26 protein-coding genes, 2 pseudogenes and 4 riboswitches are annotated in these 24,543 nt (G+C 43.8%); of the genes and pseudogenes, 5 read left to right on the forward strand and 23 right to left on the reverse strand.

Annotation, left to right across the window (positions count from 1 at the left end; all coding sequences use genetic code 11):
* Window positions 1–34 precede the first annotated feature (34 nt).
* Window positions 35–355: a hypothetical protein gene (locus tag AC1ECB_RS10110; protein ID WP_485668579.1), complete on the reverse strand. Its 321-nt coding sequence runs from the start codon at window positions 353–355 to the stop codon at window positions 35–37.
* A 714-nt stretch (window positions 356–1,069) separates the two neighbouring features.
* Complete coding sequence (locus AC1ECB_RS10115; protein WP_485668580.1) at window positions 1,070–1,261, reverse strand: hypothetical protein; 192 nt, start codon at window positions 1,259–1,261, stop codon at window positions 1,070–1,072.
* A gap of 332 nt (window positions 1,262–1,593) precedes the next feature.
* On the opposite strand from AC1ECB_RS10115, the gene AC1ECB_RS10120 reads away from it, so the two are divergent.
* Both AC1ECB_RS10120 and AC1ECB_RS10125 read left to right on the forward strand, forming a co-directional pair.
* Entirely contained in the window at window positions 1,594–1,857 is a 264-nt protein-coding gene (locus AC1ECB_RS10120; RefSeq protein ID WP_485668581.1) for a terminase gpP N-terminus-related DNA-binding protein, read from the forward strand.
* Window positions 1,858–1,877: 20 nt separating this feature from the next.
* Window positions 1,878–2,648: an IS630 family transposase gene (locus AC1ECB_RS10125; RefSeq protein ID WP_485668582.1), complete on the forward strand. Its 771-nt coding sequence runs from the start codon at window positions 1,878–1,880 to the stop codon at window positions 2,646–2,648.
* A gap of 482 nt (window positions 2,649–3,130) precedes the next feature.
* A riboswitch (cobalamin riboswitch) is annotated at window positions 3,131–3,312 on the reverse strand.
* Window positions 3,313–3,434: 122 nt separating this feature from the next.
* Here the strand turns inward: AC1ECB_RS10125 and AC1ECB_RS10130 are convergent.
* The 4 genes and pseudogenes from AC1ECB_RS10130 to AC1ECB_RS10145 all read right to left on the reverse strand — a co-directional run.
* Window positions 3,435–3,767, reverse strand: a pseudogene (locus AC1ECB_RS10130) (cobaltochelatase subunit CobN); the annotation flags it as partial.
* Window positions 3,768–3,846: 79 nt separating this feature from the next.
* Window positions 3,847–4,695 carry a sirohydrochlorin cobaltochelatase gene (locus AC1ECB_RS10135; protein WP_485668583.1) on the reverse strand — a complete coding sequence of 283 codons (849 nt, stop codon included), beginning with the start codon at window positions 4,693–4,695 and terminating at the stop codon, window positions 3,847–3,849.
* A gap of 569 nt (window positions 4,696–5,264) precedes the next feature.
* Window positions 5,265–6,287 carry a methyltransferase gene (locus tag AC1ECB_RS10140; RefSeq protein ID WP_485668584.1) on the reverse strand — a complete coding sequence of 341 codons (1,023 nt, stop codon included), beginning with the start codon at window positions 6,285–6,287 and terminating at the stop codon, window positions 5,265–5,267.
* 61 nt (window positions 6,288–6,348) lie between these two features.
* Window positions 6,349–7,140: a hypothetical protein gene (locus tag AC1ECB_RS10145; protein ID WP_485668585.1), complete on the reverse strand. Its 792-nt coding sequence runs from the start codon at window positions 7,138–7,140 to the stop codon at window positions 6,349–6,351.
* Between the two features lie 1,234 nt (window positions 7,141–8,374).
* Here AC1ECB_RS10145 and ltrA point away from each other — a divergent pair.
* The gene (gene ltrA, locus AC1ECB_RS10150; protein WP_485668586.1) at window positions 8,375–10,516 is read left to right on the forward strand and encodes a group II intron reverse transcriptase/maturase; all 2,142 of its coding nucleotides are present in this window, start codon (window positions 8,375–8,377) and stop codon (window positions 10,514–10,516) included.
* A gap of 192 nt (window positions 10,517–10,708) precedes the next feature.
* Here ltrA and AC1ECB_RS10155 read toward each other — a convergent pair whose 3' ends face one another.
* The 9 genes from AC1ECB_RS10155 to AC1ECB_RS10195 form a co-directional block, all read right to left on the reverse strand.
* Complete coding sequence (locus AC1ECB_RS10155) at window positions 10,709–10,903, reverse strand: hypothetical protein (RefSeq protein ID WP_485668587.1); 195 nt, start codon at window positions 10,901–10,903, stop codon at window positions 10,709–10,711.
* A gap of 24 nt (window positions 10,904–10,927) precedes the next feature.
* Window positions 10,928–11,398 (reverse strand): type III secretion system chaperone family protein, encoded by a 471-nt coding sequence (locus tag AC1ECB_RS10160; protein ID WP_485668588.1) that lies wholly within the window; start codon window positions 11,396–11,398, stop codon window positions 10,928–10,930.
* Between the two features lie 176 nt (window positions 11,399–11,574).
* The gene (locus tag AC1ECB_RS10165; protein ID WP_485668589.1) at window positions 11,575–15,954 is read right to left on the reverse strand and encodes a TonB-dependent receptor domain-containing protein; all 4,380 of its coding nucleotides are present in this window, start codon (window positions 15,952–15,954) and stop codon (window positions 11,575–11,577) included.
* 96 nt (window positions 15,955–16,050) lie between these two features.
* Window positions 16,051–16,176, reverse strand: coding sequence for a hypothetical protein (locus AC1ECB_RS10170; RefSeq protein WP_485668590.1), 126 nt, complete (start codon window positions 16,174–16,176; stop codon window positions 16,051–16,053).
* Window positions 16,177–16,261: 85 nt separating this feature from the next.
* On the reverse strand, window positions 16,262–16,459 hold the full coding sequence (locus tag AC1ECB_RS10175) for a hypothetical protein (protein ID WP_485668591.1): 198 nt from the start codon (window positions 16,457–16,459) through the stop codon (window positions 16,262–16,264).
* Between the two features lie 216 nt (window positions 16,460–16,675).
* Window positions 16,676–16,874, reverse strand: a riboswitch (cobalamin riboswitch).
* A 164-nt stretch (window positions 16,875–17,038) separates the two neighbouring features.
* Window positions 17,039–17,230: riboswitch (cobalamin riboswitch) on the reverse strand.
* Window positions 17,231–17,397: 167 nt separating this feature from the next.
* Window positions 17,398–17,802, reverse strand: coding sequence for a Tn3 family transposase (locus AC1ECB_RS10180; RefSeq protein WP_485669315.1), 405 nt, complete (start codon window positions 17,800–17,802; stop codon window positions 17,398–17,400).
* Window positions 17,712–18,020, reverse strand: coding sequence for a Tn3 family transposase (locus tag AC1ECB_RS10185; protein ID WP_485668592.1), 309 nt, complete (start codon window positions 18,018–18,020; stop codon window positions 17,712–17,714). The genes AC1ECB_RS10180 and AC1ECB_RS10185 overlap by 91 nt, the downstream gene beginning before the upstream one ends.
* Window positions 18,020–18,532, reverse strand: coding sequence for a hypothetical protein (locus tag AC1ECB_RS10190; RefSeq protein ID WP_485668593.1), 513 nt, complete (start codon window positions 18,530–18,532; stop codon window positions 18,020–18,022). Before AC1ECB_RS10190 ends, AC1ECB_RS10185 begins: the two co-directional genes overlap by 1 nt.
* Complete coding sequence (locus tag AC1ECB_RS10195; protein WP_485668594.1) at window positions 18,525–18,713, reverse strand: hypothetical protein; 189 nt, start codon at window positions 18,711–18,713, stop codon at window positions 18,525–18,527. Before AC1ECB_RS10195 ends, AC1ECB_RS10190 begins: the two co-directional genes overlap by 8 nt.
* Window positions 18,714–18,930: 217 nt before the next feature.
* Between AC1ECB_RS10195 and AC1ECB_RS10200 the strand changes: the two are divergent.
* Window positions 18,931–19,236, forward strand: a pseudogene (locus AC1ECB_RS10200) (tyrosine-type recombinase/integrase); the annotation flags it as partial.
* Here AC1ECB_RS10200 and AC1ECB_RS10205 read toward each other — a convergent pair.
* The 7 genes from AC1ECB_RS10205 to AC1ECB_RS10235 form a co-directional block, all read right to left on the reverse strand.
* Entirely contained in the window at window positions 19,222–19,440 is a 219-nt protein-coding gene (locus AC1ECB_RS10205) for a cupin domain-containing protein (protein ID WP_485669316.1), read from the reverse strand. The pseudogene AC1ECB_RS10200 and the gene AC1ECB_RS10205 sit on opposite strands and share 15 nt — an antisense overlap.
* Before the next feature lie 184 nt (window positions 19,441–19,624).
* Window positions 19,625–20,011, reverse strand: coding sequence for a MarR family winged helix-turn-helix transcriptional regulator (locus AC1ECB_RS10210; RefSeq protein ID WP_028971829.1), 387 nt, complete (start codon window positions 20,009–20,011; stop codon window positions 19,625–19,627).
* 407 nt (window positions 20,012–20,418) lie between these two features.
* A riboswitch (cobalamin riboswitch) is annotated at window positions 20,419–20,614 on the reverse strand.
* A 289-nt stretch (window positions 20,615–20,903) separates the two neighbouring features.
* Window positions 20,904–21,131: a hypothetical protein gene (locus tag AC1ECB_RS10215; RefSeq protein WP_485668595.1), complete on the reverse strand. Its 228-nt coding sequence runs from the start codon at window positions 21,129–21,131 to the stop codon at window positions 20,904–20,906.
* A gap of 49 nt (window positions 21,132–21,180) precedes the next feature.
* Complete coding sequence (locus AC1ECB_RS10220; RefSeq protein WP_485668596.1) at window positions 21,181–21,552, reverse strand: hypothetical protein; 372 nt, start codon at window positions 21,550–21,552, stop codon at window positions 21,181–21,183.
* A gap of 146 nt (window positions 21,553–21,698) precedes the next feature.
* Complete coding sequence (locus AC1ECB_RS10225) at window positions 21,699–21,935, reverse strand: methyltransferase domain-containing protein (RefSeq protein WP_485668597.1); 237 nt, start codon at window positions 21,933–21,935, stop codon at window positions 21,699–21,701.
* Window positions 21,936–22,064: 129 nt separating this feature from the next.
* Complete coding sequence (locus tag AC1ECB_RS10230; RefSeq protein ID WP_485668598.1) at window positions 22,065–22,361, reverse strand: YdeI/OmpD-associated family protein; 297 nt, start codon at window positions 22,359–22,361, stop codon at window positions 22,065–22,067.
* Window positions 22,361–22,645 (reverse strand): YdeI/OmpD-associated family protein, encoded by a 285-nt coding sequence (locus AC1ECB_RS10235; RefSeq protein ID WP_485668599.1) that lies wholly within the window; start codon window positions 22,643–22,645, stop codon window positions 22,361–22,363. Before AC1ECB_RS10235 ends, AC1ECB_RS10230 begins: the two co-directional genes overlap by 1 nt.
* Before the next feature lie 570 nt (window positions 22,646–23,215).
* On the opposite strand from AC1ECB_RS10235, the gene AC1ECB_RS10240 reads away from it, so the two are divergent.
* Window positions 23,216–24,052: a MerR family transcriptional regulator gene (locus tag AC1ECB_RS10240; protein WP_485668600.1), complete on the forward strand. Its 837-nt coding sequence runs from the start codon at window positions 23,216–23,218 to the stop codon at window positions 24,050–24,052.
* A gap of 119 nt (window positions 24,053–24,171) precedes the next feature.
* Here AC1ECB_RS10240 and AC1ECB_RS10245 read toward each other — a convergent pair whose 3' ends face one another.
* Window positions 24,172–24,480, reverse strand: a complete 309-nt coding sequence (locus AC1ECB_RS10245) for a hypothetical protein (RefSeq protein WP_485668601.1) — start codon at window positions 24,478–24,480, stop codon at window positions 24,172–24,174.
* Between the last annotated feature and the right edge of the window lie 63 nt (window positions 24,481–24,543).

The following is a 24,543-nucleotide window of genomic DNA, read 5'->3' on the forward strand; positions in this document are numbered from 1 at the left end:
CGGAATCCATCATATACAATCAACTGGTGACTTTTTAATTGATATACAGGTTCCACCGAACCGTTTTTATGGTGGCAATATTATTATTGGCGCAATGTTGGTTGTTGAGGATATAGATTACATTTTGCTCACTATAAGATTGTCCAACACTATTGAAGTAATCAATAACTGCGCCACTCCAGCCTGTATAATTGTCAATTGAGTTCATTGTAACATCTACAATTTTTCCAACAACAATTCCCGCTGCCCCTCCCGCTTCAGTACCAGTTATAGCTTTTCCAGCAGCATAACCTGCTGCCGAAGAAGCAATCGTTTGAATTGTGCCTTGAACTATTGAATCTGAAATACTTGACATTATTAAAACATCTCCCATCAATTTAAGTAATTTTTTTCTTACAACATCGTTCTGTAAGCGGTAAAATATAGATGAACCTTACGAAAATGAAAGTTCTTGGAAACTACAACTTATTATTTCTGCGGTATTCTCTTTTTTAAGTTCATTTTGGTTAGTTACAGAATTTAAAAATAACAATTAAAAAAACAACCATCGATGTAATGCTATCCACGAAAAAAACAACACACTTATCAAAAGCAATAATAAGTACTTATTATTGCTTTTATATTTATTTATAAAGTATATTGATAAAGCATTTACAAATATATAAACTAAAAAAGCCATGTTTGAATACGATATATTGGGTAATAAACTTATCACCATAACATAGGAAAAAGCTTGTGACAAAGAGACAAAAAAACACTCCTTTGTTGTAGAACTCTTTAAAAAAATGGCTACATAATAACCAAATGCAGGCCAAAAAGTAAAAAATTGTTCCATAAATTTAATCTTATCCTTTCAGCCTATCCTCCCGGACTAACATAACGAGGTTTCTCCGAATGTCCAATAAAATCAATGGTTAGGACAATTATGATGCGATAAAATACATCGTTATGTTAAAAACACATAACGAGCCAACTTTCTAGTATTTATACGGGTTTAAGGCTTCCTCGTTACAGATTTCCGGGAATCCAGGTTTCAGATTAATATACTTGGAAAAAATCATATTGGAACCTAGGTCAAATTAGTAAAATTAAGCACAGGAATCGAATAAATGCTGCTTTCAGCCCCTGAACCTGCAGCTCCTCCTACAACTGGATTAGTTCCACTGGCTTTTGCAGCAGCATATCCAGTGGCTGCAAAAGCCGCCATGGTAGCCCCCTGTTGAATCACACTTTGTACTATTGAATCCACTATACTTGACATTGATTAAACCTCCTTGTTTTTAAAAATTGAATAGTGTAAATACTTCCAATAGCAATGCTGAAAAGAGCATAACTATTACAATGAGAAATACCTTCTCTAATCTAATTCCAATAGGAGTAACTTCTTTTTAAAATTGCAATCTTTTTGCCAGCGAAAAAATCTAATTAAAAAATAAATAAAATATAAAAATACAATACTATATATGACGCATTAAAGAGTAAAAAAATATCAAAAAGAAGCAACTATTGATAATTATTATTTGTTAAGAAAATGGTTTTTGGATTTTATGGCGAAATCCTTTGTCAATTAATTCATGACGAAGGGGTAGACACATGCGAGACATCCGCCAATTACCATCAGAAGTAATCCATCGAAGAGTCAAACGCCTCAAAAGAAAAATGAAGTCATGTAAGAATTCGCGGATGCAGGAACGTTATCAAACGATTTACCTGTATTTGCAAGGGTATTCAAAAGAAACAATTTCTCAATTAACTGGGCGGGCTCTTAGCACAGTCTATCGATATATTAATCTTTATGTTAATTGCGGATTAAAAGGCTTACGAATGAACCATTCGCCAGGCCGGCCAACCTTTTAAGCAAAGAGCAATGCCAACAAGTGTATGATATGGTTGCACATCACGTTCCAAAAGACGCTGGATTTTCGGTAGAAATGAACTGGACAGCTCCCTTACTGCAGCAATGGATTGAGAAAACTTTTGGTGTAACTTACAGTATACGCGGTACGTTAAATTTGTTGCATAGCCTTGGATTTAGCTGTACCCGCCCACATACACTCTGGCTAATGCAAATCCTCAAAAACAAGAAGAGTTTAAAAAAACTTTATGAACTGAAAGATTCGCTTTTGCATGGTACAATCGACCGTCTGCTGTTTCAAGATGAGTGCATGATTAGGGACTATCAAGCCATTTTTCGGACTTGGTTTCCTAAAGGAAAGCAAAGAATAGTTCCAACCTACGGAAAACACAGTGGTGTAAAGCTAATCGGCGTATTAGATTATGAAACCGGAGAAGTAGTATGTAGTCACTCTACCAGTTATGATGCACAGCAATTTCTCGCATTTTTGCAATTGGTGCTTGAGAAATATCCTGGTCAAAAAATCGTGATGATTTTGGACAATGCCCGCATTCATCATACCAAACTGCTTCAACCTTTTTTGCAACAAAACAAAGAAGTACTTGAGTTAGTTTTTTTACCCCCATATAGCCCACAACTAAATCCAATTGAAAAAGTATGGGGTTGGCTCAAACGCACTTGCATCTACAATGTTTTTTTCAAATCAGTTGAGGAAATTGCTAATGCTGTATTTGCTTTTATTAATGATATTAATCGTAATCCGCTTAAGACCGTCGACCGCATTTGTGTTTAATTTTTCATTGTTTAATGCGTTGTATATAGAAATAATACATGCACGAATTATTTCTATTTCCATTTTTATTTCATGAAAAACGTGTCTAATAATCCCCAATAAATAATAACTAGCGATTAGTGTTATATCTAGTTTAGTAAGTTTTTTCCATTCCACAATTGTATTACTCCTTCTGTGCGCTCCACATATAATTCGTGTAAATCACAGCTCCTGCACTTCGACGTAAGACAACCGACTAACCTTATGCGAAAGCCTCTATGGGACAATATCATATCGGTAAATTAAACTGCTTTAACCATCCTTCATCCCATCTCCTATCAGTTATTTAGTATGGTAGGCTACAAAAAAACGCATCTCCCGGTCATAGGAAGGAGATGCGTTTTTTTTTTGACATGTAGCAATCATAAAAATTCCCGACGTAAAAACGTCGGGTTATATGTATACATCATGTATAACCCCCTCCCCATCGCGCGTGGGTAAAAACGGTGAACGAAAGACAGGCAGTTCTCCTGGCTCTGGCTCATCGCTTGTCCAAACCTTCCCAAAACTTACGTCTCAGTGGCATATCTTGGATTCGCTCCCCATTACAGTGGCGGGACCGCGCCGGCATTTCACCGGACTTCCCTATTAAGCCCTTGCGGGCACCTATCTTCTTATTGTATTAAATTATCTTTATTTGTAATTAATTACAAATTCATGCTAACAGATTCTATACCATCTGTCAACAAAAGAGTTTCCCCAACGCCAAAAGCATAAACAGGTAGAAGCAGGGGACCTTAGAACAGATTAGTCGCCGGATACATCACTCCGTCCTTCCAGTTCCCCCTCAATCTTCATAAACAACTTCTGCAATTCCTGCTTTGTTTCCGGCTTGGCGTTCCAGAGCCCACGCTGCTCGGCTTCCAGCAATACCCAGGTAATGCGGTGCAGCGCCCAGGGATTGACTTCTTTCATCCAGGCTTGTGTATCCGGGTCAAAAGCGTATTTTTCGGCAAATTTTTCATACATCCAGTCTTCCATGACATTACTGGTGGCATCCCACTGGTAGCTGACCGCCACATAGCTGGACATATCGGCCACGCCTTTATAGCCATGCTCTTTCATGCCATTGATATACTTCCAGCAGTTGCTCTCTTAGGTCGGAATCCAACCGGCTTGTCCAGGGTAAAGAATTTTACCATATCCCATCCACCTCGTTTTATTTAGCATGAACCGGTAGCCTGCGCTGACCATGCCGCATTTCCAGCGCCAGCAACGCATCCTTGAGATGTTGAACATAAATAGCCTGAATGGCAGGGTTTTCCCCTAAGCCGGCTCTGCATACGCTAACTTTATAGCCTGCAGCCTCTAGTCTGGATTTAGCAGAATCAACATTGTCTTCAGCAAGATATTTCATCAGATGTTCACTGCTTGCCAGTACAAAGGGCACTAGTACAACTTCTTGGGCCTTGATTTCCGTAAGCTGTCTTAGTACACCCTCAAAAGTTGGATACCCTTCAGCCGTATATACAAAAGCATTTTTAATTCCTGCGTCAGCTAGTTTCAACTGTAACGTCGCGTATTCCAGCTGATTGCTGCCATTGCACATAAAGACGACAGCCTTGTCACTGCCTAGCTCAGGCAGCTGTGTTTTTACCGCTTCAATCGCAATATGATAATCATCGGGATGGCCCTTAAGGCCTAGCGACAGCAACAAGGGCCGGCCAACCGTCATCTTCTTAAATTCTTTCTCCTTACTGCGAATAAGGCTGGTGATATATTCTTTACTATGCGTATATGTTTTGTCAGACACAATCGATAAGGGTTGAATATGCACTTCTGTATACCCTGCGGCAGCCAGCTTTTGAAGGGCTTCGCCTACGCTATCGACTTGAAGGTCCGAATGTTCAGCCAATTTATTAATAATTGCTTGTGATGTAAACGCACGACGTACATCATATTCAGGAAAAGCAACTTTAAAACTATTTTCCGCACTTTCAATGGATTTTTTCAAAACTTCAACATCAATTGTGCCAAAACTTACTACCAGAACGGCTTTTTTGCTCATAAATCCTCCTTGTATATTTTAATTTAGTCAAACACTTCTATAATCAAAAACCTTCCTCGTACAAAGAGGAAGGTTTTTGATTATAGTTTATTCCCATGAATAAACCTAGCTTAAATAAAAGCTAGGAAGGATAAACGTAACAATCCCCTTCCCATCACCCGTGGGCATAATTGGCGATTAGTCATTATTCAATATTTCATATTTAGAATATCATCTACTGCTATGGATTGTCAATTTCATCCCCTGTCACCTTCATACAGCTCGCGAGTCATTGTACCCCTCAACTTTATGAAAAATTTATTATTCCGTAAATAATCTACAGAAACCGATAACCAGCAAATTCGGTGATACAGCATTTCGGTCATATCATTTAGACTTACTGGTTTCCCGATTGAGCAGGCAGTACAGCTGCCTGCAACGCCAAAGACACCGGATGGGTAAGGCAATGAATATTATCCATATTATCAAGCCGCTCCACAATTCTCCAGCACGGAAAAAGAATTGGAGGTGGAAAAAGAACGCGTAGCCCAATTTTTTTAATCCTGTGTCTTGACAACGGGGGCACTGCACTATTTCTTGGCGATATCCACATCCATCTCCCCCATCAATAGATTCATTGTCCGTGTATAAACGCTGCGAAAACCATTTCGGAGAGCGGCGGCGCTGACTTCTCCCTGTTCCAAACTGAAATCGCAGCCCATTAAATAGCTCGGCAGCCAGCCGGCAACCATTTCTTTCGGCCTGGTTTTTTCGTGGGTCAACCCTTCGGAAATGCACATGAATACGCCTGAAGGATTTAATGCGTCATAGATTTTATTTATTACCCTGTCTAAATCATGCTTGACAAAATTTAGCGTACCTATGGCCAGGATAAAATCATATCCGCCGCCAATAGCATCCGCCATATAATCTCCGGTCAGCACTTCCACCCGGTCTTCCAGGCCATATTCCCGGATTGTTTCCGCTGCAGCCTTGCCAACAGCCGGAGTATCAAAAACTACTCCCTTCATCACAGGATGGGCTGTAACAACAGCCATGCAGATTATTCCGGGGCCACCTCCCAGGTCAAGCATTTTTTTAAACCCGGCAAATTCAGGCAGCGCAGCAATAATCGCTGCAATTTCTCCAGCCCTGCCGGCTCTTTGTCCGCTTTTTGCCATTTCAGTATAGTCACTGTATATCGCATGGGCTTCCAAACCTTTTTTATCCCCATATCCGCCAGCGGGGCCTTCTTTTACAAGTTTTACAATATCAATATCGTCAAAACCGGCCAGCCGACTGTATGCTATAAGGTATTCCCCCATGAATAAGTCACAACCTCTTACCAAATATTTGCTTGCCAGTACCGTATTTTGGTAGCGACCCGCTTTTTTCTCCAACAGTTCCATTGCCGTTAAGGCATCTAACAATCTCCCGGTATTCTCTGGATGCAAAGCCAGCTTTTCGGCAATTTCGGTATGTTTTTTTGCAGATTCCAGTTCTGAAAACACCGCCAATTCAATACCGGCAAATAATATTTTGGTATACATTGAAAAATATACCATTGCAAATAGCTTATTGGCGCCTGCATCCGCCTTGGGGAATTCTTTCATGCCAAGTCCTCCTTTTATTCACTTCATACCGCCCTGTTACTTCCTGCAGCCGTCCCGTTATTTATGTTCCACTTTTCAGCCTTCTGCCGTCTTCTCCAGAACTCTGTGTAGCTGCCGTTGCCTGCCAGCAATTCCTCATGAGTACCTTTTCATAGGCAAAGGAAACGTTTTTTAATTCTATATCATAACTGCTTATGCCGGTATCAATGTCCTTTTCGTCTAACAGTTCAATATTGCGGATCTTTTCCACCCTGTCGAGGCAAGCATCCATCAACCTGATGATTCCGGAAAATACGGCTACCGCTTCCACAGGCAAATAGATGTTGAAGACGAAAATAATAAACATCATCATTGTTGCCAGGGATATTTCATTTGCTAAATAGTAGTAAGGTCCAAAATATAATATCAGTCCTATAGACAATTGAAAGCAGGCATTAAACCCGGCATTCCAGGGTACTGCCTTCATTTCGAAATCAAGAGCCAGTTTTTCAAACCGGCTTAATTTCTTTTCCAGCATTTTAAAGCTATTCCCGGAAAGATTGAAGGCCTTGATAACGGCAATGCCATGAAGATACTCAAGAATACTTGCAATAACATCCGCCTGACCCTGTTGCCTCTCAGCAGCTGGTTTACCAATTTTATAGTAAATCTTGAGACTTCTTTTTAAATACAGATCGCCTATACAAATTTCGATCCCGTTTCTTAAGGAAAACCAGTCCACACAACCGCTGCCATATTCATCTGCAACCTTATATCTATATGCTTGCCCGGCAGTTTCCTGGGAAAATACATATTTATTAATAAAAAACCGAAAGTAATCTTTAACATCGTAAATAATAATTTTATCGTCCAAGCTAAACACCTGCCATATAATCCAAAGATATATAAGAGCGCCGGCAATTTTTTATTCAATAAATAAAACTACAAAAAGCTCCCAGTTTAGCCGGGAGCTTTTATACACTTAACACATCAACCATCAGTAAAAAATAAATAATGTTACCAACAGCGGGCACCTTTACCATTACGCTATGTGATTGTCCAATTCTTACTTTTGCCTTATTCTAGCACAGATATTTTTTGTTGACAAGTATTTCCTTTCGTCCTTTTTTCGCTTTTTTCGACACGTATCTCTTGTTTTCTTTCTGGCGCTCACGTCATTTATCCAGGCCCACTGCCGCTTTATGGGGGTGGGTGCCTTGGGGGCGGCTCACATTTTTCCTAAACGCTTCCATATTTTTTATTCTGCGGGTATACTATAAGAAAAGGACTGACGTGTTGATCGCACGTCAGCCCCACAGGCTGTCTAACCGGAAACGGTTAGCCCGATTTGGAGTTATTAAGAAATAACCGCAAACCTTGGCTTGGGAGCGGTTATTTCTGTTTTATGTGCGCACTGTTCTTGAACAATCTGCTCCGAAATGAGCAATAAAATCAAGCGGAATGACAGTAAATCCGAATTTTGCACTCCAATAAACAGGAGAATATCCTGTAACGGACTGGATACCGGCAGACCGGCCCTAATACTCCGACGTGCGTTATGAGAGGTATCCTCATGGGGTACGAAGCTCGGTGAAGTCGGCGAAACGCAGACCTGCGAAGCGGTTAGCAAAGTAGTCGGGGGCTATAAAACGACCATGTTTACACACCAGGAACTTCCGTATGTACGGCTCGTAAGAAATGAGATTTCTAAATGAAGAAGTCTACTCCCCAGTGGAGTCCAATCATGGAAATGAAGATATAAAACTTGCATTTCTGTCCCATATCAGTAAAGGTATGGAGTTTTTCATCCTCCGGTAACGGATAAAGAAACGGTTGGCGGGTTACAGGAAGGGACTAAAGTCGTCATGTAAAGCCAGAGTGCAAGAAACAGTGGAACTCCAAAAGAGAATGTAAACGCTGATACCAGCAAATGTCTCTAAGCAAGAGGAAATGCTTGCTGAATTCGGAGGGCGGCAGCCCGTAGTAGTGATGAAGCGGAGTAATGACCGTGGAGCAAAGGGGCATAGTCAATCCTTATCGCATTTTTCCAAACAGCCTGTCAGGGAAGGCGTGGCCCATACCTGACATGAAACCGGCAGGCACAATCCATGAAAAGGAGGAATGCCGGCCTGGAACAACAATCTGACTATCCCATCCTTAAACCACCAACTGATGAAATGGGATTGCAACACATTCTGGATCAATTGTATGCGAAGACAAGAGCAGTTCTGGAACAAAACAGACTGCCCAAATTTCACAGCCTGCTTGAATTAATCTCATCATCGGTGACCATTCAGACGGCATTTCACAATATTAAATCTAACAAAGGCGCAGACACAGCCGGAACAGATCATCTCACTATGAGGAATCTTTTGGAACTTCCCTACCCGCAAGTAATTCGTACAATACAACAATCATTGGAAGGTTATCATCCAAAGCCAATCCGCAGACAATACATTCCTAAACCGGGAACCCGCCAAATGCGCAAATTAGGAATTCCAACAGCAACTGACCGTGTGATCCAAGAATGCGTCCGTATGATACTAGAACCCATTCTGGAAGCACAATTTTTCCCGCACTCCTATGGGTTTCGCCCCTACCGCGACACCGCCATGGCTATGGCCCGTACAACTACCTTGGTGCACAATACAGGATATTCCTGGGTTGTAGAGGGTGATATCAAACAATACTTTGACACAATTAACCACACCAAACTAATAAAACAACTTTGGCATATGGGCATTCGTGACCGCCGCGTCCTCATGATCATCAGACAAATGCTCAAAGCTGGCGTTATGAACGAAATTGCGGTAAACCCAATGGGTACTCAACAAGGTGGTATTATTTCACCGTTGCTTGCCAATGTCTACCTCAATAGCTTCGACTGGTTCATTGCTAACTCCTGGGAAAACAAGCGTACTAAAACAAACTATGCTTATCCACGGGGACGCATTAGAGCGTTGAAACTGCGCAGCCATTTAAAGCCGGCGTATTTGATCCGCTATTGTGATGACTGGGTACTGATTACCGATACAAAGGTCAACGCGCAAAAATGGAAACAGATCATTCGTAATAAGCTTGCCACTCATTTCAAGTTGACTTTATCGGAGAAAAAGACCAAAATAACCAATCTCAAAAAGAAGTCCATTGATTTTCTGGGGTTTACTTACAAAATCATAAAATCAACGAAAGCGAGATTTGGTTACATTACCCGCACGAAACCCAATATGACCAGGTTAAAAACCAAAGTCAAAGAGATTGGACAACAAATTCGCCAGTTGTGCACCCATTCAGAGGCAGAACCAAGCGTTAAGAAAATTGAGCTGATTAATAGTAAAATACGGGGTATTATCAACTACTATCAGACGGCTACTCAAGTCATTGCCGCTATGAAGAAATATGCGTGGATTCTGGGCTATCTGTCTTACCGTGAAATGTACAAACTGGGTGCAAAGAAAATCCCGGCTAATCAAACAACCAACCTGCACAAGGTTCACCAAAAGTACAATAGCCACATACCTGCAGTCTTCATTAAAGATCAAATCATCGGACTCACATCATTGCTGTTTTGCCATTGGAAGAAACCGGAGCTGAAAAACCAAAAAGAAATACCCTATTTGCAGCAAGGGCGTAGTTTATATCAGACGCGCACCGGTAAAACTCCGCTTCTTCCTCGTCAAGATGAATTACTCTCTGTTCATCTTAACCAAAGGCTAGGAAAATGTCAGCACAGTTCCCAATATACTTTCGAGTATTTTCTCAACCGTGCTTATGCTTTGAACCGGGATAAAGGGAAATGCAGGGTTTGCGAAAAAACATTGGCCAAAAATGATATTGATTTCCATCATGTTCGTCCTCTATTGCCTGCTTATAGGCTAAACCGGGTATCTAATCTAGCCAGTGTCTGCAAAATGTGTCACGACACAATTCATTCAAAACTGCCGCCGAAAAATACTGCGAAGATCAATCGCAAAATTATAAGGATGAGAGAAAAGCTGTCACTGGAAAGTCATAAGGATTTGATGGAGCGCCGTATGAGGCAAAAGTCTCACGTACGGTGCGAAACAAGGGAAAAGGGACGCCGAACGGCGTATAAATGCGTGCGCGGACGTCCCTTACCTATTGTTGCAATGAGCACAACAAGTGTTGCGAATGCAATCATTAAGTACATTGCCTCAAATGCTGACACATTGCCACCCCCTTTCTACAAAGGGTGTGGCCAACCGTTCCCCGACAGCCTGTACGAATAGTATAGCATATTCTGCCAGACAGAAAAGAGAAAATTCACTTCTGGCTTGCTCTATTGTAACACCATGCCGCCTTCGCCTTGAAGGTGGCTTTTTTGATTGCCTCTGTCACCGGTGTGACCGTCCGGCAACGGCGTTTGGGTTGCCGCCTGGTCTCACTAGAGTGACCGCCATGCCACTCCAGGTCACAGCCAGTTATTTTTTCGTATCGATTTTGAAAAAGGCATTATAATCGGCGACAGCCTTGTTGGCGTTTTCGATGGCGGTATTTCGTTCCTTGATGATCAGATTGGCATCGTTGGTCGCAGCGTCAATGTAGAGCTGGGACGCTTTTTGATAGGCATCCACTGCGGCAATGTAAGCGGCGGTGGCCTTGGCGGCCTCTATCAAGGCCGGCGAAGTCGGCAGCGGCAGCTAAACAGGATTGGCGGCAGTTTCCCCGGCCCAGATGATACGCATCAGCGCGGGGTACTCCTCCGTCAGGTGCTGCAGGATGATGTCCAGGCTCAGGCTGACCAGCTGCGGCTCAAACTGTTCCGGCACCGCCGGCAGGCAGCTGTCCAGGACCAGATCATTGGTTTCGCTGAGGTAATACTTAAAGGCTTTGTAGGTCCGGTTCAGGGTATTCACATATTCCAGCAGTGCCGGGCCGTTCGCGCCTTTGACGGCGTCAGCAGCGACGCGCACCTGGAGCAGGGTGTAGAGACTGTCGTCGGTGATGAGCATCACCGGCAGCTGCTGGCCACCGACCTCCAGTTGGGTGCGAAAAATGACGGTATGCGCTTCATCGGCCGCCTCCTGCATGGCAAAGCAGGTGATCTGGTTGGTTTCCAGGAACTGTTGAAATGTTTTGGCTTTCACATTGGCTGTTGTAACTGTTGGCATTGCTGTATTCTCCTTTATCGTAGTGTTGTCCCGCTTATAAAAAAATCAGGAATAGCTCCTCAAGCTAAATTTCATACTGCTTGTTGGCATTGATACCTTTAAGCAACCAGGCCTGGACAAACTACCGTCCAGACCTAGTTGTGGTAATAACTGCAGCGTTGTGCCGAAGTCTCTGCTTAGAAGAAATACTGCATGGTCAGATAGTACGTCCGTCCCTGCTGCGGATAGGATACATTGCCGATACTGTCCAATGGACCGTAGCCGGTCCTGCGCCACAACTGATTCGGACCTTTGTCGAACAAATCGTTGACGCCAGCAGTCAATTTGGTTGTACTGTTGAAGTCATATTTCAAACCGATATTGGTCAAGCCGAGCGAGTCATACAGGGCGGAAGTTTCGCCAAAATGGACGCCGACCTTGCCGAGATAATGGTATTCGCCAAAGACGGTGAGTTTGTCGCCAGGGAAGCGGTAGCTTAAACGGGTATTGGTTTCCCACTCCGGCACCCAGGGAAACGGCTTGCCTGCCTGGGATTCCGATTTCGTAACCATATTGAACATGCCGCTTTTGGTGATTAACGAATCGTTCCAGGTGACGGACTGTAACAGTGTCCAGCGCCGCCAGTTCATTTTGCTCTCCAGTTCGACGCCCTGGATTTTGCCGGCAGCCAGATTGGAATAATAACCGTAACCCTGCGGATTGATCGCATAGGTACTCAGGTTTTTGGCATCCCGGTTGAAATAGGTCAGGGTCACATCGGTGTCGGCCTTAAACGCTTTACCCTGCCAGTTGGCGCTGACATCCCAGCTGGTGCCGTGCTCGACATAGGAAGTCAGCATAAAATCGGATCTGGCGCTGCGGTACATCTCCCAGCGGGACAGCACATTGACCCCGTCGCCGAACAGCTCATAGAAGTTCGGGAATTTGTAATAAGTCCCATAGGTGCCGCGGAAGGTCCAGTGGTCATTCTGCACTTTTTTGAGACCCAGTCCGTAGGAGTACTTCCATTCGCCAAGATCAGGATCACCCAGATCCACATCCATCGTCATTTTTTGGGCCCGCAGCACCGGCGTAAAGAACAGATTGCCGCTCTTGTTCAAGGTCATGGTGTCCTGTACTTGGGCAAAATAGTTATTGGTACTGTAATCGGTTTTGAAATATTGCTTGTAAGAATCAATTACGCCGGTAAAACTGTCATTCCTCGGCCAAACATCAAAATTGTTGGTGTCGACATTCATGGTCTCTCGGGAACAATCAAAGAGAAATTCCACCAGATGATTTTTGCCCATTTTCCAACTGCCGTCGATCGCTCCCTCATAACGCCGGTTGCGAAACTCGTTATCGGCCGTTGTAAAAATCATGGCAGCACTACCGGATTTAAACTCAGCATTCGTCGCTGCTTTATGCTGGTAGGAAGTATCCAGTTTCCAGCCCCACTCCAGGTTACCGGCAGTCTGCCGTCGTCCCAGCAGCAATTCTGTCTTGGTCGTTTCCAGATGCCGTTTCCGGTAATCATCAAAATTACCCGCTTTATACGGTATTTCGTCAAACGGCACATCTACCCAATGATCATATGCCGATTCAGGCAGTTTTGTTTTGTTATTTTTATACGTCAGTTTGGTAAACCAGTGGTCATCCTGCCATTTTAAGAGAGCATCCGTGTTATGATACTCATTATTCATCCGCCAGCGCGGTGCGGTAACATCGCTGACGACTCCCCCCGGATGGATCTTGTCATAGCGGAAATTGCCTTGGGACTGATCGCGGTTCAGCGCAAACAACAGACTTCCTTCGCCCAGTGGGGCCGTCAGTTCCAAATTGCCGGTATAGCCGCCAAAGGAACGCAGGCCGGTGGAAATACTGCCTTTAGTTTCCTGCGGTTTTTTGGTCACGATATTGATGGCGCCGCCTAAAGGCGAGCCGGCAAACCGGGCCGGTACGTAGCCGCGATAGACTTCGACCCGTTCGACATTTTCAACAGGAATGGTGGACAGGTCGACGGCCGCGTCGCTGGCGGAATTGGCCAGTACACCGTCAATGTAGATATTGACCTGGCCGCCGCTTGAACCGCGGACTCTGGCGACCGCGTAGTGTCCGGTGCCGCTCAGCCGCTGGACATAGACGCCCGGTACGGTCTGCAGGAGATCAGGCAGGTTCTTCATTTCGCCCTTGTATTCAGGCACATGGATGACGGAGACTGTGCCGGGAGAAAGGTTTTTCTCCCAGTCGGGACGAGCGGCTTCGACAACCACCGGCGCCAGAGCGAAGCTGCCGGCTTCATTGCCGCCGGTAACAATCGGCGCTGTAGCCGGCACAGCCGTACCGGCAGCGGCTGTTGGGCGTTCACCCGTATCCATTAAACCGGCAGGTTCTGTCTGACCGGCTTGTCCAGTCTTGGCCTGCTCTTCCTGGTTGGCCTGTGTTTTATTATCCGCCTGATCAGTCGGCGTTGTCAGTTTGTCACCGGCAACGGTTTTGTCCGTTCCGGCAGCTTCTTGGACGGGCTGTATGGTCTGACCGTCTTGCGTCGTCTTATCGGCCTGTGCCGGTTGCGCTGCCTGCGTTGCCTTACCGGCAGCCGTCTTTGTTCCTGTCGACGTTGTTGTCTGCTGTTTAACAGCCGCTTTTGCCGCCGGGGAAACTTCCGGCGCAGTCATGCTGCGGTCAAAGGCTGCGTTCTGCGCGACCGCCCGTTCGACGGACGAAGGGCCGTTGAAGCGCCAGGACATACCGGCGTTAAGCTGCCAGTCGGTATTGACTTTGCCGCCGACAGTTTTGGCCAACTCGACAAAGGCATTTTTGTCTTTGCCGGTCTGCAGATTGGTGCCCAGGGCAAATTCATACCAAGTGTCGTGGCCGGCCAGGGTGTCCACCGCCAGGCTGGAGAGCACAGTCTCTTTTTGACCCCAAGATTCATAGTGCACGGCTTCGGCGCTGGCACTGCCGCTGTCTTTAAAATCGTGATTGACCGCGGCTTTAACATACACCCTGCCTTTTTGGTCACCGTGGGTGAAATTCCGGCCGGCGGTGACGCCCAGACGGCCTGTGAGCATTTCCAGCTTGTCCTGGTTATAGCGCATGTTATTATCCTGGGTATAACTATAGGCTTTCATTGTGCCGTAGGTAAGGCCGACCTGCGGCTCCAGATACCAGCCGTTCGGCAGCTGTTTTTGATAGCCGTAGCGGACACCGGCGCCATAAGCCCAGGTGCTGTAGTCGTTTTCATACAACTCATCATCCGAGTCGTAGAATTTATATTTGTTGTTTAGTTTGGAGCCGCGGACGGTCAGATCGAGATAGTGCCCCTTGTCGCCGAGCCAGCTGGTATACAGGCCGATGCCGCCGCTCTTTAGATCACCGGCGGAGCTGCTGTAGAGCGCTGCGTCGGTGCCGCTTTCCATGCTATGCTGGTGAAAATCGGCATCCGAATTGAGCATACTGAGGAACAGGCCGGTATACAGCTTGCCGCCGAAAATCTTCCCCTCCCGCTGTTTGTCATAGCCGACCTGAATACCGTTGTAGCTCTGGTCAAAGCTGGAACCGTAGGCGCCGTCAAAGCTGTATTTGCCGCGCCAGACCTGCGCCCAGGCGCCGTCGGCCCCCTCGCTTTGGCCCCGCGCATTGGAGGCGCGCAGGTCTTCGCCCCGTTTCCAGAACAGACCGTCTTCCATCCGCCACAGATTGCGCATCGACAGCTGGGCATTGGCCGCACTGAGCACGCCCTGGGAAATGAGATCGGTACGGGTGGCCGTCCAGTCTATATTGTAATATTTAGAAACAGCGCCAGTATAAGGATCAGTAGAAGGAACGGATGTTAATTCCGGCACAAATAGATACTTGTGCAGTGAATCGTCAATATAATAGGATTCTGCTGCAAAATTAAGGTTGTTGGCCACATTCGAATCTAAATTAGTGAGAGAAACAATATTACTGCTGCTGCCCGACAAATAGTTCGCCTGACTAGCTTCCCAGTCGGTGCCGCAAAAATATTTACGATACCGGATCTGCACCCTGACCGTGGCGGAATCTTCGCCAGCGGCAAGTTGAGGATTATTAAACATAAAGCTATCCGAATAATCATTTTCGTTTACATTCATGCGCAGAATTGCCCCGTCATGTAAAATAGCGTGGTAGGCTACAAAACCTCGATCGCTACGGGTATCGTTGCGGTTCCAAGTATTAGCCGGATAGTTTTCCCCGTATTTATAAGACATATCCACTAAGGCATCTTTGTACAGTTCAAAAGTCCCATTTACCAATTTAAGTGACGTTGCATCCATGGGGCGCCAGATACCGCCGCCTAACAGGACGATATCGCCATTGTATTGAACATTCAAAACGCTGGGCCGTTCCTTGGTACCGGACCAGGTCGTCACTGTTTCGCCTGCCCCAATGGTAAAGGACGTATTTTTCATATTTTTCAAGTCTGGTGTTGCATCGTTCAGAATTGCGCTCGCATATGCCGGCGATGTATAGAGCAAGGCCGACACTGCCAATGCCGCCAGCAGTGCCTGCCTTTTTTTCGTTCTGCCGTCTCGTTTCTTTAGTTTCCGCAAGGTTTTCTCTCTCCTATCTGTTGCTAATTGAATCAGCAGTACGCCGCCGCTGACTTCTTTTCTAAATGTCTTGTGTCAAGCCCTGGGTAGTTTCATTCAATGCCTGCTGCGCGTTTTTACTTCTCTGTGTCTTATTGTTCCTCTGCCCAGACCTTGCGCATCATCACCGGGTATTCTGCCGTCAGGTGCCGGCGGATAATGCCGCAATGTAACTACCGGCATGTGGGCTACCGGGTCACCTTGCCAATGACATCAGCGGTGATGTCGGTGCCGCCGTAGACCACGGCCCCGGCGTCGAGGATCACGGTCAGGCCTTTTTCCGCGGCGACGGCTTTAATGGCCGCTCAATCTTGTCTCCCACCGGTTTCATCAGTTCGTCTTCCCGCTGGGCTTCCTGCTGCGCAAGCTTATCGTTGTAGGCTTTTTTGTCTGCCGGCGGCAGGTCTTTGCCGTTGGCGTCATAGTCTTTTTGCGCCTCGGCCCGCATGGCCTGAATCCGGTTCATGAGATAATGGTTGTACTCCTCTCCTGTTCATTATTACTATTGTCCCGCCTGTCCGGTCATGCAGCGCCTGTACTTGGCAATAAAAAAACTCCCTTACAGGAGTGTATTACGTCAGACAGGGAAAGTCGGTTCCAGGTGCTGCCGTAATCCCCTTCCTGTCGCTCGCAGGTGCCGCAGCACACTCTCCGCCGCAAAACGGCAGACTGACACGCTGCTATGGTGATCGCCGGACAGGCAGTTCTCCTGGCTCCGGTTCATCGCTCGTTTGCGTCTTCCCAAAGCTTGCGCTCCAGTGACCCCGTACGTTAGCCGTACTGCTGCAAATTTGCTCCCCGTTACAGTGGCGGGACCGCGCCGGTGTTTCACCGGTCTTCCCTATTAAGCCCCAAAGGGCACCTCTCCCCACTTTATGTTGTTGTCGCCTTACGTTTATGCTCCCTCCCTTGCCAGGCCGGAAAAATGTCCGCTTCCTGCCCGTTTTTATGTGTTGCTCCGGTTCCCTCCTTTGCTGCTCGTTGCCTTGTGCAAGGATAAATGCTCACACAAGCCCCAATCCTCTCCCTGTTGATCGCAGGTCCGGCAAGGATGTCAGTACAGGCAGTTCTCCTGGCTCTCCTTCATCGTTAGCCTCGCCCTTCCCAGCAGCTTTATCTCCTGCCAGTGGCCTTTTCCGGGGCTAACTCGGGGTTACAGTGGCGGAACCGCGCCGGCTTTGAACCGGTCTTCCCTATTGAGCCCTCTTAACAGGGCACCTGTACCCGCTAAATTCTCAATCGTTAAGTGCATTCTACGGCTTGTCCGTCGCCACAAAATAAAAAAGAAGCCACCTTGGGTATTTTTGCACAACCCGCCAAAACGGGTGATTAACGTTATGTAACCTCCGTAATATCTATAAATTAGGGTATGTTGAACTTACTCTTGTGAGATCTGTAATTGAGCTAATTCATGGATGAGTGCCTCCATATTAATAAACTCCGCAGCCTTGTTAAATTCGTAGCGCCCATAGAGATTGACATGCTGCACGCAACAGGAGAAATCCGTTTTAGGATATCCGCGCCTTGAACATCACTATTGTTTTCGCGGTACGTCAGCAAATTCGATAAGATGCTGGTATTATAATAGATAATACAGTTGGCGAGCAAGCGACCACACTCACCCCGGATTTGTTGTTCCTGTTCCGCTTTGAAGCGTAGTTTTCCAAAGTTAGCATGGGATACGGCTCTTCGTAATTTTTGATAACTCTCGCCTCGATTTAGTGCCCGCTGAACAATCTGACGTAGTTGGGGTGAATCAATATAATCAAGTAGATACAGGCTTTTGATGATGTTGTCAAATTCCCACAGAGCACGTTTTGTTTTGTTTTGTTTTTGCGCGCATGGAAACTCAGTTTTCCGATAATAATACTCTGCGTTGTTGTTTTGAGAGCAAGCGATAGGCAGATTCGTTGGATATTCTCCCACTCTTCCTCAATTAGTGCTGTGTTGATTTTCCGAACAAGTTTAATGATCAATTCCGCATCATATTGGTTTTGAGGTTTAAATCCGCCCAAGGACTTAGTCACTACATCGTAGATATCTTTGTAACGCGGTTGGTGTCGGTAAATATCTTTAATACCTGACCTGCTTTTTCTAGATTCTCATTGATTTCAATGTGGCACTCATACACACGTTCTTTGGCTGCGCATTTAGCTTCCTCACTGTATCGCTTAACATTATAATTGAGCGTGTTGATGAGATTGTCATGTACTTTCTGATAGCGGTGGTAAACAAAGCATAATAGATAGACATAAACTATCCATTCTTCAAATCGTTTCAATCTAAAAGATGAGTAATAGCCTACCAAAAAAGCATAGTATTTGATACTTTCACTGGAGACGCCCATTTGGGGTAATAATGTTTGAGCGAGCTGATACAATCCATGTATCCGTTTACCACGCTGAATTTCACGTTTAATTTCACCAGCTTTAAAATTTATAGGCTCGTGTTTAAGCTGGGTAACCGAATGCAGTCCAGATGATTCTTCCAACAGTTGTTTTAAAGCTTTGATATTCGCTTGCGTTAGATGATCACGCATTATCGTTCTGAGATCTAATAGAGCGTAACGACTTCAGTAACTCTTGTTCAGGGTGGGACAAAGAAAAATAATTACACCGTTCCTCGTGAGTAAACCGAGGTCTACCATATATGTCCTCGACTTCATCATCGCCGAGAATCCCCAGACGTTTTTGCTTGACGTCGGTCTGACGTACAGTCATGGTTTTCTGTCCTTTCCAAAAGTGACACAATCAGATTAAGTAACATTCAAAAGGCTGATATTTCAATGTTTTTAAAGGTTAAGAGAAAAATATTGATTTGAAAGTTACATATATATATTGTATCGGATTACGAATCAGTGATATTATAAAACTTAAGGTAGAAGATTTGATACGACCAAATGGTAAGACTGCAAAGGATTATGTAATAATACAGTAAATAAAAACAAGCAAAACTAAGAAGTTTTACCTGGGAGATATCGTAAAAAAAACGATTGAGAGCTATATTAAAGAAATTCCTGGAATTATAGAAGAGGACTTCATTTTCAAAAGTAGGAAAGGCAATAATATTGCGATTACGAGACAACAGGCATATCGAATTTTAAATAGTGCGGCAGAAGATCTTGGAATTGTTGAAAGAAATAGCAGGGGAATCATTGTTTCCGGAGAAATTGGTACACACACGATGAGAAAAACATTTGGCTATCATGCTTACAAAAACGGAGTATCGCTAGAACTCTTGAAGGATGTTCTCTGGAATGAAATACGTGTCACCTTTTTTGTATACTTCTTTTTCACTTCCCACGGTAATTTCAAATTCGCCTTCGATAATAATGCCCCATTCTGCAGCATGTAAATGATCAGGAATCCGCGTGCCAGCCTGAGCAACAAAAAATACTACTGATTTGATTTTCCTTGGAGAAGATATCCTTTTATGGTATTGTTCAATGTATCAATCTCAGGCAAATTTATTATCATGTTTGGTAAATCTATTTTCATTGTCATCCTTCTTCTTCATATTTTCATTTTTGCTAACCCATTTTTATGATGTCCTAATGATTACTTTAACAAAGCTCCTACATTCCAATTCTGAATATATTTAGTTTATTATATAAACTAAATTCCAAAAAAAATTATTCCTGAAAAATGTCACAAAACTTTTCAATGCATATTCTAAATATCTCGATCTCTTGGGGTGACAGTTGTGAACAAAGTTTTCGATAAAATTCTTTATGCAACTCATGATGTGCCTGATAAGCCAGTATACCTGTTTTCGTTAAAGATACTATGGTGGCCCTAGAGTCAATTGGATGCTGAATACGGCGGACAAACTCTTTAACTTCCATGCGGCTGATTATTTGAGTAATCGCCCCCTTTGTAACTCCCATGCGTAAAGCTAATTCGCTCATCAGAATACCGTCCCCACACCCTATAGCATTGATGGTGTGAATTTCGCTAGGCGTTAAAAGACCGGCCGCTCCGTATTTACGGGGATAGCGTTCGAGCCGCTTTATCTGCATAATTAAGCGACCAATACTGAAACTAAAGCATTCTGTGCTGGATTTACACGAGTTATTATTTTGTATATTATTCATAATATTAGTTTAGCATATAAACTATATTCTGTAAATAGTCTTACTCGTGGATAGGCATCCAAGAGCTGGCAAAACATTAAGTGACGACTATATGCGGTAATACTAGAGAAGTTATAAATGTCGGAACTTTCGCGCAATACCCATTAAAACTATCCTGACTTCAAGTCTATTTGCAATCGAACCTCATATGACTAAATGTTAACATAACGTTAATCCCCCGTTTTGGCGGGTTGTGCAAAAACAGCCACCTTGCCTGATAGACAAGGTGGCTTCTTCGCTTAGCCGGCATACCACACGCACGCAAATCTCCCTCCCTGTCTTTCGCAAGTAAAACGGTGATTGTCATACAGGCAGTTCTCCTGGCTTTGGTTCATCGCTTCATCAACCTTCCCAAGACGTTATGTCTCAGTGGCATATCCTGGCTTTGCTCCCCATTACAGTGGTATTGTCGAGCTGTTTCGCCCAATTTGGTTGTGTTTTTTGTTTCTTCGCTTTTTTCGACATACGGCTTATTCCTCACTATCATGGCCCTGAGCGGCAGTGGCTCCGGCCATGGGAGCAACGCCAAGGCGTTTTCGGGTGAAAGTTAAACCATGATTAAACTAATTTTCTCCTTACCACCACTATTCATATAATTATCAAACAAACCTGACTTGCATATTTTTCATTCTATGGGTATAATATAAGAACAGGATTGACGTGCTCTAACACGCCAGCCCCACAGGCTGTCTAACCGGAAAACGGTTAGCCCAAAATTGTGTTATTAAGAAATAACCGCCGCTTTTGAGCAGGGGCGGTTATTTCTTTTTGGTCGTGATCAATACCATGAGAGTGGCAAATGCAACAATACCATGCCGCCTTTTTTATGAGGGTGGTTTTTTGCTTTGCTGCCGGCCGCCGGAGTTTGTGTTCTAACTGCTTTTTCTCGTAGGGGCGGGCCGCCCGGTCTGGCAGACCGTCTTCCTCCATGACCGGCGTTGCGAATCAGGATGATAACAACCACCTCTGCTACCAAGCAACACCAGATAACCCAGGACAAAGGCAAACATACGTTTCTTCCTCTTTACGCTGCATCTGCACCGGCTCACAGCCGGTTACTTTTTCGTATCAATTTTGAAAAAGGCATTATAATCGGCGACAGCCTTGTTGGCGTTTTCGATGGCGGCATTTCGTTCCTTGATGACCAGATTGGCATCGTTGGTCGCGGCGTCAATGTAGAGCTGGGACGCTTTTAGATAGGCATCCACTGCGGCAATGTAAGCGGCGGTGGCCTTGGCGTCCTCTATTGAGACCGGTGGGGTCGGCAGTGGCGGCAATTGGGCAGCCGCTGCCGGGTAGCCTGCGGCCAGGTTAGTGGCTGTAGGCGCGGCAGGGGCCGGCTGAGCCGGTGGCTCGGCTGCGGCAACGGCCAGGCCGGTCGCACTCAATGCAAAGAAAATCAACACGGCATAAAATTTTTTTTTCATTGTCTTTTCCTCCCTCGTTTATGGTTTAGACAGGACCGTCAGCAGTTTACCCGGCCCAGATGGTACGCTTCAGAGTGGGGTACTCTTCCGTCAGGTGTCGCAGGATGATGTCCAGGCTCAGGCTGACCAGCTGCGGCTCAAAATTTTTAAGGTCTCCCTAAATGCTCCTCAATTATCATCATAATTAGGCACTCTGGACTTCCAATGTCAGGAATATCAAGAACAAATTTCCCATAAGGTTTTATGGTTCGATGAGCTTCAATAATTGCTTTTGCAACAAAATCTTTTTCAAAGTACTCAAGTACTCCTATACATGCTCCAATGTCAAAATAGTTAGTATCAAAGGGTGCTTCATGGATACTTCCGCAATTATAATGATTCAATAGGCAGTTTCTTCTTTGTAACAAACTCATCAAGCAGCTGAATGGTTTTGCTCTTTATTTCCAACTATTAAGCTTTTTTTCATCAAAGTTTCTTGTCAAAAATGCCTTTCGAAATCATTATACTAATTTTCAGGGTTTATTTCCCATGCTTTCCATTGGGTTTAAGTTTAGACTTAGACGTTCTTTTATGGTGTTGAACTTTTTTTGTTTACCTTCTTCAGTTTTTGCGCCGAAAAAGTATGAAACCGCGTATGTCTTCCGAACCGATCGTGACATCTCCATAAAGTTTTCATACGCGTTTTCGAAGGGTTTAAGCATATTTTCAAATTGCTGCATCTGGTCTTCGGTAAGTATATTAGATACTGGTATATCCCAGTATCCGTTTTGTTTTGCATATTCAATCTTTGCTCTGCCAAAATCAGTCATCAAGTTTCTTTGCTCAAGTTCTTCTGTAATTTTCTTGTTTTTTTCGACCAGTTACTATTTTTTCTGCGTTGCTTAAAATATTTAATATATGAATTTTCATCAATGCTTTGCATTTGACCATCAATCCACCCAAAGCACAATGCTTCTTCAAGCGCTTCGCTAGCTTTGATAGTATTAGATGGTTTTTCTTTACTGAATACAAGCCAAATCCCTTTATCAGAAAGTGCATTTTTTATGAGCCAGTTTCTAAACTCCATACGGTTTTTAAACATTATCTGGTTCATTATTCATCTTTCTCCCTTATCTCTTGAATTGTAATGACTATTATGTCTATCAAAAACACGGTCATTCTTTGTGAAGAATTCCAAAACACAATAATTAGGATCGGTTGCAGTCAGAGGCAACGTAATCAATGCTACAACGCATAGATTGTTTGTTGTTACAAAATACACTGGGTAAATAGAGATCATTGCAGACCAAATCTTTACTCATCGACAAAAATTTCGTGGGCTTAAGCGCATAGAATCAGTATTCATGCTTGTTTGGTATGTTACTACCTCAATTCTACCAAAATAAAGAAAATCCTGCCAATAATTCTTACAATGGGTAAACTTACGCCGATCATTAAAAACGATCGTTTTTAAGATGCAGTAAAGACCCCGTTGACGCATGCTTATTTATTGTCATATAATGACAAGTAAAAATGGACTAAATATGGCACTCAACCCACTTTATATTTAAATGACTTACATAAATCGCTATAATTGTAATTCTAGGTGCCGCCTTGACACATTCTTACTATGAAAGCAATATATAAAGTATATACCTATAGTAGAGTTTAGGAGAATGCTACCATGTCTGACAAATCTAAATCATATTTTACAATTGGAGAGTTTGCGCAGTTATTCGGAATATCCAAGCAAACCTTGTTCTATTATGAGAAAAACAATATATTTGCCCCTAAACTTATTGAGGACAACGGTTACCGGTATTATTCCCTTGATCAATATTTTGTATTTGAAATCATCATTACCTTACGTAAACTGGGAGTCTCTTTAAAAGAAATCAGCAATTATGTCAATAATCGTAATATTGACTCTCTCCTAAGGCTCTTTTCAGACAAGGTATTGGAATACGAGTTACAGATTGAATTGCTGCAACGCAACAAGCATAATCTTCTCGTTAATGTGGAACGCTTAAAACAAGCAAAAGAAATCAAAAGCAACCGTATTACCTTGGAAAATTGTGAAGAAGAATATTTTGTGGCAGACGATTTTTCCACATTACAAGGCTCAAAGAAAGATCAGATTAAGCTTATTGCTGAGCATAATCTTCCTTTTGCCAAAAATGAAATTTTCAACGAATATCATATGGGCTATATTTTACCACAAGAAGATTTGCTGTCAGAAAACTATCTGGCAATAACACAGATCTTCACTCAGGTCTCACATCCTGACGAATACGCAAAGGCTTTAATCAAACCGAAAGGACTCTATGCTAAAATTGCCACTCCTGACGGTTACCATGTCAACTATAAAAGTGCACTCAAAAAGTTGCTTGACTTTATTGCGCTAAATAACCTGGAAATTATCGGTAATGCCTACATTAGCCAGTTAAGAAATTATTGGGCTACCGCTAATCCCAATGAATATGTCACACAAATTGCTATCCAAGTTGACTACAAAAATTAAAAAAACTTCCGGCCTTGATTGAAATAACAATTCTTACGTTACGTAATCATGTTGTTTCTACCAAAGTCGGGAGACATTTTTAAGCGGTCTCATTAAACAAATGAGACCGCTTATGTATTTTATTCGTGTTTATGACAATGGCCTTCACCTTTTGACTCTAACACCTGTTGAAAAATCTTATGTGCTTCTTCCGATGTTTTGCCGTTTTCAAGTGCTTTTTTGGCATGGGCAACAGCCATATGATATTTTTTGTGGGCTTCGTCGTTAGCCATATTATTAATATCATAATTCATGATTTTGTTAAACATTTCGTGGATTTCTTCCGAAGATTTCCCGGCAGCTTTCGCAGCTTCAACATGTTTCATCGCCATCTTATAACGATATTCGGCATGGGGAGTTTTTGGCAGTTCATACTTTGGATGTGCCATTTAAATCACCTCATTATATATTTTAGGTTAAAGCTTTTAATCTGCCTTTATAATAAAGTATTT

This window comes from Sporomusa sp. 246TCP1, from assembly GCF_057319775.1.